Origin of the sequence: Pseudomonas sp. MYb118 (assembly GCF_040947875.1) — a bacterium.
Taxonomy (GTDB): Bacteria; Pseudomonadota; Gammaproteobacteria; order Pseudomonadales; family Pseudomonadaceae; genus Aquipseudomonas.
The window spans coordinates 149,507-165,151 of sequence record NZ_JBFRXN010000001.1; the positions used below are offsets into that span (position 1 = coordinate 149,507).

The window sequence follows — 15,645 nt, forward strand, 5'->3', positions numbered from 1 at the left end:
TATGAACTATCAGGTACATCCCTCCGCAATCGTAGACGACGGTGCGCAGATTGGAAGCGGATCTCGCGTATGGCATTTTGTACATGTCTGCGCTGACGCTGTTATCGGCGAACGCTGTTCGTTGGGTCAGAATGTATTTGTGGGTAACCGCGTCGTTATCGGAAACAACGTGAAGATACAGAACAACGTCTCTGTGTATGATAACGTTACTCTTGAAGATGATGTTTTTTGCGGCCCCAGCATGGTGTTTACCAACGTCTATAACCCTCGTAGCGCAGTGTCGCGCAAAGACGAGTATCGCGACACTACTGTCAGAAAAGGCGCCACTTTGGGAGCGAACTGCACTGTGGTGTGCGGCGTGACCATTGGTGAGTACGCTTTCATTGGTGCGGGTGCTGTAGTTAATCGTGATGTCAAACCGTACGCACTGATGGCGGGCGTTCCAGCTAAACAGATAGGCTGGATGAGCCAGCAGGGCGAGCGTATTCCCCTTTCGCTGAAGGGCGAGGGTGAGTTCACCTGCCCTCACACAGCGCAACGATACAAGTTAGTGGGCGATAAACTGGAGTGCCTTGGCGAATGAATATTCCTTTCGTCGATTTGAGAACTCAGTACGAAGCTTTGAAATCGGAAATTCAGCTCCGTATCAATAATGTACTCGAGCATGGCCAATACATTATGGGGCCTGAAGTTGCCGAGCTTGAGGATCGTCTTTGCACCTACACCGGTGCCAGGCACTGCATTACCGTTTCCAGTGGTACTGACGCACTGCTGATCAGCCTGATGGCGCTGGGTGTGGGGCGAGATGACGAAGTCATCACCACGCCATTCACCTTTGCAGCGACGGCGGAAGTCATCGTCCTCCTGGGCGCGAAACCAGTCTTTGTCGATATCGACCCACTCACCTGCAATATTGATGCAGCGAAAGTGGAGGGCGCGATAACGTCCAGGACGAAGGCCATCATGCCCGTGAGCCTATACGGTCAGCCTTCGGACATGGATGAAATCAATGCAATCGCTGCTCGCCATGGCAACATTCCAGTAATCGAAGATGCGGCCCAGAGTTTTGGTGCTGACTACAAGGGGCGTAAGAGCTGCAACCTGTCTACTGTCGGTTGCACGAGCTTTTTCCCCAGCAAGCCCTTGGGCTGTTATGGCGATGGTGGTGCGATATTCACGTCCGACGACGCCTTTGCGCAAGCATGTAGAGAAATTCGTGTTCACGGTCAAAGTCAGCGGTACTGGCATACCCGTGTCGGGCTCGGCGGTCGGATGGACACGCTTCAGTGTGCCATCGTGCTGGCCAAGCTTGAGCGCTTCGAGTGGGAGGTTGAGCAACGAATAGAAGCGGGGGCCCGTTACAATCGTGCGATGGATGAGCTGGGTGTAAAGCGCGTGCAACAAAAGGCTGACCGCACCAGCATGTTTGCTCAATATACGATTCTGGTGGAGGATCGTGAGCAGGTTCAGGCGTCCCTCAAGCAGCAGGGCATACCGACGGCGGTCCACTATCCGGTCCCTTTGAACGAGCAACCTGTTTACCGTTGCTACGGTTCGTCTTCGGACACTCCGATCTCTCATTCTGTTGCTCGACAGGTCATGAGCCTGCCGATGAGTGCGGACGTAGGGTCTGTCTTTGAGCCGGTTATGTCGGGCCTGCGCACAGCCCTGAGCATGAGCCGTGAATGAATAAGCGATTCTTCGGGAATGCCGGGATATTCCTGGGCGCGAACATAATCAACGCTGGAATTCCTTTTCTGCTCCTGCCGTTCTTGACGCGTGCGCTTACGCCCGCCGATTACGGGGTAGTGGCCATGTTTGGCATCATGGTCAATATTTTTGGCACGCTGACAGGTCTGAGCGTGCATGGAGCCATTGGTGTTCGTTACTTTGAACTGGAAAAAAGTGTTCTGGCGAGATACGTCGGTGCTTGCGTCAGCATTCTGATTGTCAGCACTGCCATAATATTTGCGCTCGTGGCTTTATTCGGAAAATGGCTGGAGGAGCCAACGAGCCTGCCCTATGAGTGGTTGCTGGTTGCCGTTCTCATTTCCGGTTTGCAGTTTCTGATAAATATCAAACTCACGCTTTGGCAGGTGGGGGGCATCGCAAAGCGGTATGGGATCTTTCAGGTATCCCAGGGGTTACTCAACGCCGCTGTCTCGCTGATTTTCATTTTCGGTTTCCTGATGGCATGGGAAGGCCGGGTACTGGGACAGGTCATCGCAACGAGTGTTTTTGGCGTTCTGGCGTTGGTCGGGCTGTTCCTGGGCAGTGAGTTGAGCCGCCCCAAAGCCGCTGAGGGTCACGTATCGGACGCTCTGAAGTTCGGTGTGCCGCTCATTCCTCATGTGATCGGCGGTTTGGTAATGGTCGTGGCAGATCGGTTTATCATCGCCAATATGCTCGATGTTCAAGCGGTGGGGATTTATACCCTGGCGCTTCAGATCGGCATGATCATGGGGTTGATCGCGGATGCGTTCATCAAGGTTTACGGCCCCTGGCTGTATGCAAAATTGAAGGAAAACACCGATGAAGCACGCCGGGAGGTGGTGGGAGTCACCTATCTGGTATGGTTGGTCTTCCTCGCTTTGGCTCTTGTGGCGGTCGGATTTTGCGAACTGTTTTTCTCCGCCGTCGTGGGCAAGGACTTTGCCGCCGCCAAGGACATCATCTTCTGGTTTTTTCTGGGGCAAACCTTTAAAGGCATGTACCTCTCGGTGGCTGGCTTTTTCTTTTTCTCGTCGCGAACGAGCAGCGTGTCGGTAGTGACTGTCTGCACCGGTCTGTTTTCCGTTGCAGTCACTATCATTTTTGTGAAGCTTCTGGGATTGCAGGGAGCAGCCATGGCTTACGCCCTTTCCGAGGGGGTGCTTTTTCTGTTTGCGTGGCTGCTGTCGCAGCGCATACACAAAATGCCTTGGTCCGACGTGGTTTCGTCTATATCCCTTATTGCGAACCGAGGCTTTTCGAAATGAGCCGTTCAATTTTACGTGTTGCTTCGAAGCTCCTGGAGTTCATTCGAAGTGCGGGATGGAAAATTACATATTCAAATTATCGGCATGAATATGACCTGCACCGCAATTTCGCTTTTAATGGTGCCTACATTCAGTTCTACGGGGAAGGTGAAATCCGCGCCGGAGAGGGAAGCTACATCGGAGGCCTGTCCACCGTCCAGGCAGTATCAGGGTGTAGCGTGACCATCGGTGCTGGCTGTCGCATCTCACACAACGTGAGAATGTACACACAGTCTGCCGATGCCGACGCCGATTTTTCCTGCGCCAACCCTCCTGAGAAGCAGGGTGACATTGTTATTGGGGATTACTGCTGGATTGGTGCGAACGTGTTCATCAATCCAGGCGTAACTGTCGGAAGAAACGCCGTCATAGGGGCGAATTCCGTTGTTACCAAGGATATTCCGTCGGACGAAATCTGGGGTGGCGTTCCGGCGAAACTTATCAGACGAAAAAACATCGCGAATGATGCGGTCTTATAATGAATTTCGGTTCTTAAAAGCCGACTATATTTGAGAGTGAGATATGCGAATAATTGCCAAGCTGGATGTTAAGCCTCCACAAGTAGTGAAACCAGTTCACTTTGAGGGGCTGAGGAAAATCGGTGCTCCAGGCGACCTCGCTTATAAATACTATGAGCAGGGAGCTGATGAGATATTCTATATCGATATCGTGTCTAGCTTATATCGACGCGAAATTCTCTTTGATCTGATTTCGGACACCGCCAAGAGGATTCTCGTTCCTTTCGCCGTGGGTGGTGGGGTCCACACCACCGATGACTTTTCCAGACTGTTTCACCACGGTGCGGACAAGGTTGTCATGAACACCGGGGCGCATGAAGATCCGTCGCGCATTGATGCGGCGGCGAAAATCTTCGGCGGGCAGTCGGTCGTTGTAAATATCGAAGCGAAACAGGTCCGTGAAAACGGCTGGGAGTGCTATACCGATTGCGGTCGTATTCCATCCGGTCGCGATGTTGTGCTTTGGGCCAAGGAGGTGGAGGCGCGCGGTGCCGGCGAAATTCTATTGCAGTCGGTGGATTGCGACGGTCGCCAACGCGGGTTCGATATCGAGCTGGTCAAGGCGGTGGTGGGTGCTGTGAACATCCCTGTCGTTGCATCCAGTGGCGCCGGAACACTTCAGGATATCCTGAATGTTGCGCAACAGGCCGCGCCGAGCGGCATAGCACTCGCGTCAGTGCTTCATTACGATAAAACCACGATCGGTGACGTCAAACGTTTCCTGATCGAGCATGGTGTGGAGGTGGCAGTATGAGTCAGCAGATCGGTGTAGTTGACTACGGTGCCGCGGGCAACGTGTTCAGTATTGCCAGGGCACTTGAATGTGCGGGCGCCAAGGTCAAGGTGGTCAAGCACAGCCAGGATCTGGTCGGTGTCGATAAGCTGGTCATGCCCGGCGTTGGCAGCTTCGTGGACGGCATGCGCGAATTGAATGAATCTGGCATGTCTGAGGCGATCGTCGCCTATGCGGCAACTGATCGTCCATTGCTCGGCATTTGCCTGGGCATGCAAGTGCTCAGTTCGGTTGGTTTTGAGTACGGCGAAACTCGCGGGCTTGATCTGATGCTTGGCGAAGTCCGACAAATGCAGTGCAAGGGTGTTGTGCCGCACATGGGCTTCAACAGCCTCTCCATTGTGGCTGACAGTCCCCTGCTGAAGGGTGTCACTGCGTCGGATCTGTTCTATTTCATGCACTCTTACGAAGTGCAGAAATATACTGATGTGATCTCCCTGACGACATACGCGGGGCATCAGTTTGTTTCTGGCGTACAACGTGGGAATATTTTTGGCTTGCAGTTCCATCCCGAGAAAAGTCGCCAAGCCGGTATTCGTGTTTTTGAAAACTTCTTAGCTTTGTGAGTCCGAAATGAATAATCAAGAGTCGTTTGGACGCTACGGTCTTCCGTTAAATATCCAGTTTTGCAAAAAATGCGCCATGAACAACCAGCGGCCTTCGTCGACTGTCGAGTTCAAGAACAAGCCAGGCGAGATCAAGAAAGCGATTTTCTTCGATGAGCATGGTGTGTGTGACGCCTGTAATTTCGCTGAAAAGAAAAAGCTGATCAACTGGCAGGAGCGTGAGCGCGAGCTGAGAGAGCTGTGCGATCGTCATCGCCGCAGTGACGGCCGTTATGATGTCGTCGTTCCGGGCAGTGGCGGCAAGGATAGCGTGATGGCTGCGCACGTCCTCAAGTTCAAATACAACATGAACCCTATTCTGGTGACGTGGCCGCCTGCGATTTACACCGACATTGGTCGGCGTAACTTCGATGCCTGGCTGAACTCCGGTTTTGCCAACTACACCTACAACCAGAATAAAAAAGTCCACCGCACCCTGACGCGGCTGGCCTTTGAAAAACTCTGCCATCCCTTCCAGCCTTTTATTCTTGGGCAAAAGAACCTGGCACCGAAAATGTCGGTGATGCTGGACATTCCACTGGTTGTCTTTGGTGAAAACGAAGCTGAGTACGGTAACGCCATTCTCGATAATGACAAACCGACCCGTGATCCGAAGTACTACACAGCAGAGAACCAGTTGAGCGATCTGTACCTGGGGGGTGTCAGTGCCAGCCAGTTGATGGAGGAGTATAAGTACTCGATGGCGGATCTCGAGGCTTACTTGCCAGTGGATCCTTACAAGATTCAGAGTGTAGGTACTGAGGTTCATTATCTTGGCTACTACATGAAATGGCACCCTCAAGAGACGTACTATTTCTCTGTCGAAAACTCCGATTTCATGCCGAATGATCACCGGACCGAAGGCAGCTTCAGCAAGTATAGCTCCCTGGACGACATGATCGACTGGTTGCATTACTATACGACATACACCAAGTTTGGTATTGGTCGTGCAACTTACGATGCTGCGCAGGAAATTCGTAACGGCGATATCACTCGTGATGAGGGTATTTCGTTGATCAAGCGTTTTGACGGCGAGTTCCCGGAAATCTATCAAAAGCAGTGCCTTGAATACATGGGTATCTCTGCAGAGCGCTTTGCAGAAGTCATCGAAGAGTTCAGAACGCCTCATCTCTGGGATAAGACGGCCACTGGATGGGAACTGAAAAAACCTATCTGGAAAGCATGAGCAGCTTTGGCTGAAGGAGTATGAAGTGAAGGCATTAATTACAGGTGCTGATGGTTTTATCGGTTCTCACCTGACCGAGTTGCTCGTACGCGAAGGGTACGAGGTAAAAGCGTTGTCCCAGTATAATTCTTTCAATTACTGGGGTTGGCTGGAAAGTGTTGACTGCTTGTCGAATATTGAAGTCTTGAGCGGTGATGTGCGCGATCCGCATTATTGCAAGCACATCACGAAAGGCGTTGATGTAGTTTTCAATCTTGCAGCACTGATTGCCATTCCTTATTCGTATGTGGCGCCTGATAGCTACGTCGATACGAATATCAAAGGGACTTTGAATATTTGTCAGGCCGCCCTCGAAAATGGCGTTCAGCGGGTAATTCATACCTCTACCAGTGAGGTATATGGCACCGCTCAGTACGTTCCCATTGATGAAAAGCACCCGCTGCAGGCGCAGTCGCCCTATAGCGCATCGAAAATTGGCGCGGATGCGATGGCGATGAGTTTCTACAACGCCTTCGACCTGCCTCTGACTATTGCTCGTCCATTCAACACGTACGGCCCACGGCAATCCGCCAGGGCTGTCATTCCGACGATCATTACTCAGATTGCCAGTGGTAAGAAGCAGATTCAGTTGGGCGATACCACCCCGACACGTGACTTCAACTACGTCGCCGACACATGCCGTGGTTTTCTCGAACTGGCGCGTTGCGAGGCGGCCGTAGGGGAGACAGTGAATATCGGCTCCAACTATGAAATCTCGGTGGGCGACACACTGAACCTCATTCGCGAGTTGATGGGAAGTGATGTGGAGTTCCTGACCGATCAGCAGCGAATCCGCCCGGAAAAATCGGAAGTGTTCCGCTTGTGGTGTGACAACACGAAAATCCGCGCACTGACAGGTTTCGAACCGCAGCATGACATTCGACAAGGTCTTCAAAAGACGATTGACTGGTTGCTGCTCCCCGAGAACCTGGCCAAGTACAAAGCCGATATTTACAACGTTTGAGGCGCTCCTATGTTCGACTCTCTAATCCAGTTCGTGCGCGCGCAGTATCGTACGAATGATTTCATTCCACTTCACGCGCCGGTCTTTCTGGGGCAGGAGCGTGATTATGTGGTGGAAACCATCGAGTCGACGTTTGTCTCAAGTGTGGGTGCCTTCGTTGATCGCTTCGAGCGGGACATGGCTGCCTACACCGGTAGCCCTCGCGCAGTGGCGACGGTGAACGGCACGGCGGCGCTTCACGTGGCTCTGATGTTGGCCGGGGTCAAGACTGGCGATCTGGTTGTGACTCAGGCATTGACGTTCGTGGCCACTTGCAACGCAATTGCCTATTGCGGTGCGGAACCGGTGTTTGTCGATGTCGATCGCCACACTCTCGGCATGTCGCCTGGCGCCCTGGAAACCTGGCTGGAAGACAATGTGCAAAAGGGGACCGATGGTCTGTGCCGGCATAAGGCGACCGGGCAGATTGTGCGTGCCTGCTTGCCTATGCACACTTTCGGGCATCCGGCTGAGCTGGATGGCCTGGTGGATGTCTGCAATCGCTGGGGCCTGGTGTTGGTCGAGGATGCCGCCGAGTCCCTCGGTAGTTTGTACAAAGGGCGCCACACCGGTTGCTTCGGGCGTCTGGGTACACTGAGCTTCAATGGAAACAAGATCATTACCACCGGCGGCGGCGGGATGATTCTGGCCAACGAAGAGTTGGGTACCCAGGCCAAACACCTGACGACAACAGCCAAGAAGCCCCACCCCTATGAGTATGTGCATGACGAGCTCGGTTACAACTATCGTCTGCCGAATCTCAATGCGGCCCTGGGGTGCGCGCAGCTCGAACAACTGGAGCGTTTCATCGCCTCGAAACGGGAACTGGCGTCGAACTATGCGCAGTTGCTGGAAGGTAGCGACTTGCAGTTCGTCAAGGAACCTGAGGGCTGCCGGTCGAACTATTGGCTCAATGCGGTTATCTGTGACAGCACTGCGCAAAGAGACGAGTTGCTCAAGGCAACGAACGACAACGGTGTGATGACGCGACCCATCTGGAAGCTGATGAATCATTTGCCGCTTTATGCACGGTGCCTGCAGGGTGACCTGACCCATTCCGAATGGCTTTCTGCACGCATCGTCAATCTGCCAAGCAGCGTCGTGCCGGAGACACACGCGTGAAACGTACCGTCGCTGTTTTCACCGGCTCGAGGGCAGAGTACGGATTGCTGTATTGGCTGATGAAGGATCTTCAGGCCAGCGACGAGTTTCAGTTGCAGGTTATCGTCAGTGGAATGCATCTTTCTCCCGAGTTCGGAGAAACCTGGCGCCAGGTCGAAGAAGACGGTTTCACCATTGATGCCAAGGTCGAGATGTTGCTTTCATCGGACTCCGCTGTGGGCGTCGCCAAGTCGATGGGCCTGGGTACCTTGGGGTTTGCCGATGCCCTGGATCGTCTGCGTCCGGATCTGCTGGTCATTCTCGGGGATCGTTTCGAGGCCCTGGCAATCGCCCAGGCAGCATTGGTGATGCGTATTCCCATTGCCCATCTTCATGGTGGCGAGATCACCGAGGGAGCTTATGACGATGCAATTCGACATGCGATTACCAAGATGTCTTACCTGCACTTCGTAGCGACCGAACCCTATCGCGAGCGTGTCATCCAGATGGGAGAGTCTCCTGAGCGCGTCTTCAATGTCGGTGCCGTTGGCATTGATCATTTGTTGCGCTCGCCGAAAATGAGCATGGAGGCACTTCGCGAGAGCCTCGGATTTGCCTTGCGCTCGCCTTATCTGGTGGTCACTTATCATCCGGTAACCGGGATGGACGAAAGTCCCGAGCAAACCTTTACAGCGCTTACGGAGGCGTTGGACAGTTTCGCGGATCACCAGGTCATTTTCACCTATCCCAACGCCGATAACGGCGGGCGCGCCATCATTCCCTTGCTTGAAGCCTATGCCCAGCGGCAGCCCGAGCGGGTATTGGCGATACCTTCGTTGGGTTTCAGGCGTTATCTGTCGGCGATCTCCACGGCGTCTGCAGTGGTGGGTAATTCTTCGAGCGGGATTATCGAGGTCCCGGCTTTTGGTATTCCGACGGTGGATATTGGAGTGCGTCAGAAAGGCAGATTGGCTGCCGACTCCGTATTACATTGCGAACCGAATCGCGATTCCATCGAGCATGCCCTGCGTACCGCGCTCACGCCCGAATTTGCCGTTGCCTGCAGAACAACGGCCAACCCTTACGGAAAGGGGAACGCCTGTGAGGCAATCATGGCGGTATTGAGCAATTACGATGGGGCGTCCCATAAATCATTCCATGATTTGAGCTGATCCATGAAGCAGACTGACACAGATACGGTTTACATCATCGCTGAAGCCGGCGTTAATCATAATGGTGACCGGGCTTTGGCATTTGCACTGGTAGATGCAGCTGCCGAAGCCGGCGCAGATGCAGTCAAGTTCCAGACATTCGATGCCTCGAAGCTGGCTTCCGGCAACGTCGCCAAAGCGGCTTATCAGAAAAAAAGCACAGACGAAGCGGAAAGCCAGCTCTCGATGCTGAAGAAACTCGAATTGCCTCGGGAATGGCATGCGGACTTGCAACGTCATGCCCATCAGAAGGGGATCGACTTTCTATCCACGGCATTCGACACCGACAGCCTCGACTTTCTTGACACGCTAGGAATGCCGCTTTTCAAGGTTCCATCAGGTGAGCTGACAAATGCTCCCTTGTTGTGGAAGTTTGCGCGCACGGGGAAGAAGCTGATCCTTTCTACCGGTATGGCGACCCTTGCCGAAGTGGAGCAGGCGCTGGCAATCGTGACTCACGCGCTGACATTCAATGAGGAGCCCAGGAACATCGACGAAGTCTGGCGCTGCTGGGGCAACCGTGATGCGCGCAAGAAGCTGGCAGGACATGTGACATTGCTTCACTGCACCTCCCAGTACCCGACGCCCTGGGCGGAAGTGAACCTCAGGGCCATGGATACGCTGGCCTCGGCATTTGGCCTGGAGGTCGGGTATTCGGATCACACCGAGGGTGGGCTGATATCCATTGCTGCTGTAGCGCGCGGTGCGCGTGTCATCGAAAAACACTTTACCCTGGACAGGTCCATGCCCGGTCCGGATCACCAGGCATCCCTGGAGCCCGAAGAGCTCAAGGCCATGGTGTCGGACATCCGTGCTCTGCAACAGGCTCTCGGTGACGGTGCGAAGGCACCGCAGGAAAGCGAGTGGGACACCCGCAGGGCCGCTCGTCAGCAAGTTGTGGCGGCTTGTGCGATCGAACAGGGCCAGATCCTGACCCGTGATCATTTGACGACCGCGAGGAGTGGGCAGGGCCTGGCACCGACAGCGTTGTGGGGGTTGGTAGGCTCGCGTGCGTCAAGGGCTTATGCCCCCGGTGAGAACCTGGAACCTTGAACGCTCATAAACCCTTGGTGATCCTGGGAGCGGGGGGGCACGCCAAAGTGCTTCTGGCGCTTGTGCAATCGCTCGGTCTGGATGTGCTGGGTGTGTGTGATCCGGTGTTGGCTGAACAGGGGGCCGGGCTGTGGCGCGGTATTGCGGTCCTGGGCGGTGATGCAGCGCTCGAGGCTCTGGACCCTGACTCGGTGGAGCTGGTCAATGGACTTGGGCAACTGGTTGGCAGTGCTGGCAGAGCGAACCTCTTTCAACGTTTGAAGTTGCAGGGGTTTCGTTTTCCGGTTCTCGTGCATCCAACCGCCTGGGTAGACTCGAGCGCCACTCTCCAGGAAGGCGTCCAGGTGATGGCGGGCGCAGTCATTCAAGCGGATGTGGTTATCGGCGCCAATTCAATCATCAACACCCGTGCCGGAGTCGATCATGATTGCAGGTTGGGTGTCGATGTCCACGTTGCGCCAGGCGCCACGCTATGCGGTAGTGTGCGGGTCGCAGACAGGGCATTCATTGGAAGCGGCGCCACTGTTATCCAGGGGCTGAATGTTGGAATGGAAGCAGTTGTCGGAGCTGGTGCTACCCTGACCAGAAATCTCGAAGCTCGACACGTTTTGTTAGGTCCTGCGGGGCGCAAGAAAGACGCCCCGAAGGAAGACTAGGAGTATTTTATGCTGCAATGGGAATCAGTCCTCGTAAGCCCGGAAACATCCCTTGAGGATGCGGTCGCGACGCTTGATCGTGAAGGCTTGCGTATTGTTCTGGTTGTAGATGATGACCGCCGCCTGCTGGGTACCCTTACGGATGGCGATGTGCGACGCAGCTTGCTCAAGCATCTACCGCTGGACATCAAGGTGCGTGATGTCATGTGTGCTTCGCCGCAGACTGTCGAGCGGGGGTGGAGCAAGGAGCGCATCCTGGCCGTAATGGAAAAGCATCAACTGCTGCAGTTGCCTGTTGTGGATGCTTCGCGTCGTGTGGTCGGCCTGGAAACCCTCCATGGCATTCTGCACAAGGAACAATATGACAACCCGGTCTTCCTGATGGCGGGTGGCTTCGGTTCACGGCTGCGACCATTGACTCAAAATTGCCCCAAGCCCTTGCTCAAGGTGGGCGACAAACCGATTCTCGAGCTCATCCTGGAAAGCTTTATCAGCGCAGGTTTCCACCGGTTTTTCGTCTCTACGCATTACATGCCGGAAATGATTCGCGAATATTTCGGGGACGGCAGCCGTTGGGGGGTCAGTATTCGCTATGTGCACGAAGAGGAGCCTCTGGGTACGGGCGGCGCACTCGGACTGTTGCCCCATGACGAAATCAACCTGCCGACATTCATGATGAATGGCGACCTGCTGACGACTCTCAATTTTCAGAACCTGCTTGAGTTTCACCAGGAAAACACCGGCGTGGCCACCATGTGTGTTCGCGAGTACGAACAGTGCATTCCGTACGGTGTCATTCAGAGCGAGGGCCATCGAATCGTGTCGATGGTCGAGAAGCCCGTGCACCGATATTTTATCAATGCCGGTATCTACCTGCTTTCGCCGGAACTGGTGAAAAGCGTCAAGCCTGGAACGCGTATAGACATGCCAACGCTGTTGGGCCAGCAGATCGACAAGGGGAGTGATGTGAACATGTTCCCTGTCCACGAGTACTGGTTGGACATTGGCCGAATGGAAGATTTTCAGCGTGCGCAATCCGACATCTCCGGGCTCTTCAATGGATAACAACCCGGACCTGCTGATCGTCGTACCAGCCCGTGGCGGAAGCAAGCGTCTGCCCGGGAAAAATCTCATGCAGATGCAGGGTAAGCCGCTGATTCGCTGGACGCTTGAGGCGGCGCTCGACAGTCAGGTCAGCGAGTTGATCGTCGTGACCAGCGACGATGATGCGATCCTCGCGGAAGGAGCGCGTTCAGGCGTCAGAACCCTGAAGCGTCCTGCACTTCTGGCGACAGATACGGCATCGACTTTCGATGTGCTGATCCATGTGCTGGATACGCTTGCAGAAGAAGGTGTCAGGCCGAAAAAACTGATGCTTCTTCAACCCACTTCACCTTTGCGTGAAGCAGTAGGCATTCGCGAAGCGGTTCAGTTGATGGAGGACTCACAAGCCTCCAGTGTGATCAGCGTCTGTCTGTGTGAGCACTCTCCGTTGTGGAGTAATGTGTTGGGCGCCGGCGGCAGCATGGCCGACTTTTTACGCCCGGAGTTGCTCAATCGGCGGAGCCAGGACTTGCCTGATTATTATCGACTGAATGGCTCGATTTACCTGGCAAAAACGGAAGATTTCGTGCGCGAAAAAGGATTTTTCATGGCCAATAGCGTTGCCTATGTCATGGCAGCGGAACAGTCTATAGATATTGATAACCGCATCGACTTCAAAATATGTGAAGCGCTTATGGCTGAGCGGGTTAAATGAGATTGCTTTCGAACGTACGTACATTGTTATCTGCCCTGTTCTCCAAAAGTGGATGGGGCGATTTGAAGGCTTCCGAAGTTCTCGTTGTTCGGCATGACGCCAATTGCGGATACAGTTACAGTGGGAAAGCCTATTCTCCAATAATTGATACGCTGGTGGATATTTGTGTTTCTCGAGGTTTAAGCGCGCAATCAATTGCTACGCCCTATAGTAAGTTGGTGGGTGAGCAGGCGTACAACTCTCCTGTTGCTTTTAATCGTTCATTTATCTGGATCGCGCTTCTTGGGCGAGTTCTTGCAAAGCTGGCGGGCAGTAAAAAAAGCGCCGATTGGATCGCCAAAAAAAGAACGGCTGTATGGTTGAAAGTTCTTCGGACAGTCAAGCCAGGACTGGTAGTCGGTATTCAACCCGAGCCTGCTCTGTGTCGAGCATGCAAGATGATGGCTGTGCCTGTTTATGACTACCAGCACGGTGTTTTGGACAAGGAAGACCCGTGGTATGGAGAGTTACTGGCCAAGTCCGTCGCCTTGTCGGACTTGCCTGATGGCTTTTTATGTTGGGATCAGGCCAGTGCGAATGTATTGCGGGCCTGGGCTCCAGGTAGAGGCTGTACCGTATCCGTTGTCGGTCACCCCTGGTTTCAGCGTTTCAGCAATGCAAGGGCAGGGGACTCGTTGGTCCAGGCGGCGAGAAACGAGCATGGGCATATTTTTCATGATGACAAGCCTGTAATCCTGGTGGCGCTCCAGTGGGGGTTGCATATTCACTACTACCCCGAAGAGAGCTTCAACAAGGTGATGTGTAACGCCTTGGAATCGGTGATCAAATCAAGCAGCGACAAATACAACTGGCTGTTGCGCCTTCACCCCGTTCAATTGAGGGGAGAGGAAGGGGCTGAGTGTGAGCAGTATCTGTCTGCACAGTTTTCCGGGATGGCGGTGGAGTGGCGCAAGGCGAGCATGATGCCATTGCCGCTTCTGCTGTCACAGGTTGACCTGCACATTACTGATATGAGTACAGTGGTGATCGAGGCATCCTGGTTTGGTATCTCGTCAGCGTTGCTAAATCCTTTTTTGAACAAGGGCGGGTGTATCGACAGTTTGTATGAGTATGAGCGGGAAACAGGCATCGCTACGATCGTCCCGCAAGAAGTAGAATCCATACAGTCATGGATTGAAGAAAAGCTGAAGGCAGGAAAGGCAGTCCCCGCAGTAGACGCTGGTGATCATACTGCAGAGTCATGGGTAGAAAATGTTCTTAATAGCTCGAACAGATAGGTCAATACGCTGTTCGAGCATTATGGGTATCCACTATTCAAGGTGAAAAGGGACGTTGATGTGAAAATTTATATAAGAAAATCAACTATCTACGTTTTTTTATATGCTGCCCTGGCTGTGATGTTCTACTTCGTTGCTGGTCGAGATGCACTGGATGGAGTTATTGACTTTCAGTTTTACGCAGACTCCCTGACGTATGAAAAAGCCTATCTTGAAAGCAGTTTTTCCTCCGTCTCCGACATGGTTTCCGTGGGTAATAACTATCTAGGGCCGTTGCTGCTGCTGGAGGCAGTAGGAGGGAGTCGGATCCTGGTTCTGTTTGTCAATATTCTTATTTTGTTCTGGTCGATACGACTGATTGGTAAGGGGGACGATGCCCGTCTCGGGACAATGGTTTTTCTGTTGTTTCTTAGTCCAATAACTTTTTTCAGTTTGATTTCAATCAATAAGGAAATCATTTCAATGCTGGCCATGGCCTTCATGGTCGCGTGGGTGAGAAGAAGAGGGCTTGGGTACGTCGTGCTCTGCTTGCTGTGTTCTTTTTTTGTTCGCTGGCAATTTACTGTTTTCGTGTTGTTGGTGTTTATATCCTTTTCCCCTCTGAACTTTCTTCGCTATCGTCGAGGCTGGTACCTGGCGATACTTTTAGTCTCTCTGTCGGTGGTATACAAACTGATGCTGGGGTATTTTTCCGGGATCACGGATATTGCTGAAATGGGCGGCATGCAAAACGAGGGGACTGGTTTGTATACCCAGTTCATCAGGCTGCAGAATGAGGGGTTGTACTTCCTGATTTTCGTGCCCAAAGCATTACATGCGATGTATGGTCTGATTTTCAAGGCCGATCACCTGTTGTCGCCGGTGGACTTTTACAATGATTTTGTTGTGACGCTTCACTGTGTTGCAGCTTTCCTGGTTTTTTGCCTGGTAATACTAAGGGGGAAACTGCGTTTAAGTGATGACCTAGTGTTCATATCGGTCATGTATTGTGCGGTCTTCGTCTTGAGCCCCATTTATGCACCGCGCTATTTCTACCCGGTTTTTTTCCTGTTGTGTCTGGTGCTGTCGAGGCCCGCAGCAGTGCCATCAGCCATTGACGCGAGTGACGACGAGCCAGGAGCGACCGCTCCCGGAAATCTGACTTGAATGCAGTGCGGCATGGACAGGCAATTTGGCCCAGGCGGCGCCAGGGCCGTGGGGCGCAGGTCAAGTCAGCGGGTGGTGGCAGGAGCTGGAAGGATGCCTTCAGCGTCTACGAAAGCTCTGCTGTTTCAGGTATCCTGTCGCTCGATGTACATCGCCTGACATTTTTTACAACGTAAGTTTACAGGCATGAAAATGGTTCCTGCCGGCCGCCAACAACGCAGATCAGATATGTTTGTCAAACTGGTTGAGCCGAGGACGATATGTTGTTATCAGGTTTTCTT

At 53.3% G+C, this 15,645-nt stretch carries 16 protein-coding genes; all 16 read left to right on the forward strand.

Annotated features, from left to right (window positions below):
• The first annotated feature begins 1 nt into the window (after position 1).
• Genes ABVN20_RS00725 through ABVN20_RS00800 form a run of 16 tightly spaced genes read left to right on the forward strand, consistent with a single transcriptional unit; the run spans position 2 to position 15,364 of the window.
• On the forward strand, positions 2–583 hold the full coding sequence (locus tag ABVN20_RS00725; RefSeq protein ID WP_368553266.1) for an acyltransferase: 582 nt from the start codon (positions 2–4) through the stop codon (positions 581–583).
• Positions 580–1,689: a DegT/DnrJ/EryC1/StrS family aminotransferase gene (locus tag ABVN20_RS00730; protein WP_368553268.1), complete on the forward strand. Its 1,110-nt coding sequence runs from the start codon at positions 580–582 to the stop codon at positions 1,687–1,689. Before ABVN20_RS00725 ends, ABVN20_RS00730 begins: the two co-directional genes overlap by 4 nt.
• Complete coding sequence (locus tag ABVN20_RS00735) at positions 1,686–2,978, forward strand: lipopolysaccharide biosynthesis protein (RefSeq protein WP_368553270.1); 1,293 nt, start codon at positions 1,686–1,688, stop codon at positions 2,976–2,978. Before ABVN20_RS00730 ends, ABVN20_RS00735 begins: the two co-directional genes overlap by 4 nt.
• Positions 2,975–3,496, forward strand: a complete 522-nt coding sequence (locus ABVN20_RS00740; RefSeq protein WP_368553272.1) for a DapH/DapD/GlmU-related protein — start codon at positions 2,975–2,977, stop codon at positions 3,494–3,496. The genes ABVN20_RS00735 and ABVN20_RS00740 overlap by 4 nt, the downstream gene beginning before the upstream one ends.
• Before the next feature lie 43 nt (positions 3,497–3,539).
• The gene (gene hisF, locus ABVN20_RS00745; protein WP_368553274.1) at positions 3,540–4,289 is read left to right on the forward strand and encodes an imidazole glycerol phosphate synthase subunit HisF; all 750 of its coding nucleotides are present in this window, start codon (positions 3,540–3,542) and stop codon (positions 4,287–4,289) included.
• A complete protein-coding gene (hisH, locus tag ABVN20_RS00750; protein ID WP_368553275.1) occupies positions 4,286–4,894 on the forward strand; it encodes an imidazole glycerol phosphate synthase subunit HisH in 609 nt (202 codons plus the stop codon). Before hisF ends, hisH begins: the two co-directional genes overlap by 4 nt.
• Before the next feature lie 7 nt (positions 4,895–4,901).
• Positions 4,902–6,119 (forward strand): N-acetyl sugar amidotransferase, encoded by a 1,218-nt coding sequence (locus tag ABVN20_RS00755; RefSeq protein ID WP_368553277.1) that lies wholly within the window; start codon positions 4,902–4,904, stop codon positions 6,117–6,119.
• Positions 6,120–6,144: 25 nt separating this feature from the next.
• Positions 6,145–7,122: an NAD-dependent 4,6-dehydratase LegB gene (locus tag ABVN20_RS00760; protein WP_368553279.1), complete on the forward strand. Its 978-nt coding sequence runs from the start codon at positions 6,145–6,147 to the stop codon at positions 7,120–7,122.
• A 9-nt stretch (positions 7,123–7,131) separates the two neighbouring features.
• Positions 7,132–8,283, forward strand: a complete 1,152-nt coding sequence (locus ABVN20_RS00765) for a LegC family aminotransferase (protein ID WP_368553281.1) — start codon at positions 7,132–7,134, stop codon at positions 8,281–8,283.
• Positions 8,280–9,434, forward strand: coding sequence for a UDP-N-acetylglucosamine 2-epimerase (gene neuC / locus ABVN20_RS00770; protein ID WP_368553283.1), 1,155 nt, complete (start codon positions 8,280–8,282; stop codon positions 9,432–9,434). The genes ABVN20_RS00765 and neuC overlap by 4 nt, the downstream gene beginning before the upstream one ends.
• Positions 9,435–9,437: 3 nt before the next feature.
• Positions 9,438–10,526, forward strand: a complete 1,089-nt coding sequence (gene neuB / locus ABVN20_RS00775; RefSeq protein ID WP_368553285.1) for an N-acetylneuraminate synthase — start codon at positions 9,438–9,440, stop codon at positions 10,524–10,526.
• The gene (locus tag ABVN20_RS00780) at positions 10,523–11,182 is read left to right on the forward strand and encodes an acetyltransferase (protein WP_368553287.1); all 660 of its coding nucleotides are present in this window, start codon (positions 10,523–10,525) and stop codon (positions 11,180–11,182) included. Before neuB ends, ABVN20_RS00780 begins: the two co-directional genes overlap by 4 nt.
• Before the next feature lie 9 nt (positions 11,183–11,191).
• On the forward strand, positions 11,192–12,247 hold the full coding sequence (locus tag ABVN20_RS00785) for a nucleotidyltransferase family protein (protein WP_368553289.1): 1,056 nt from the start codon (positions 11,192–11,194) through the stop codon (positions 12,245–12,247).
• Positions 12,240–12,941 carry an acylneuraminate cytidylyltransferase family protein gene (locus ABVN20_RS00790; RefSeq protein WP_368553291.1) on the forward strand — a complete coding sequence of 234 codons (702 nt, stop codon included), beginning with the start codon at positions 12,240–12,242 and terminating at the stop codon, positions 12,939–12,941. Before ABVN20_RS00785 ends, ABVN20_RS00790 begins: the two co-directional genes overlap by 8 nt.
• Positions 12,938–14,218, forward strand: coding sequence for a hypothetical protein (locus ABVN20_RS00795; protein ID WP_368553293.1), 1,281 nt, complete (start codon positions 12,938–12,940; stop codon positions 14,216–14,218). The genes ABVN20_RS00790 and ABVN20_RS00795 overlap by 4 nt, the downstream gene beginning before the upstream one ends.
• Before the next feature lie 60 nt (positions 14,219–14,278).
• Complete coding sequence (locus ABVN20_RS00800) at positions 14,279–15,364, forward strand: hypothetical protein (protein ID WP_368553295.1); 1,086 nt, start codon at positions 14,279–14,281, stop codon at positions 15,362–15,364.
• The last annotated feature ends 281 nt before the right edge of the window (positions 15,365–15,645 follow it).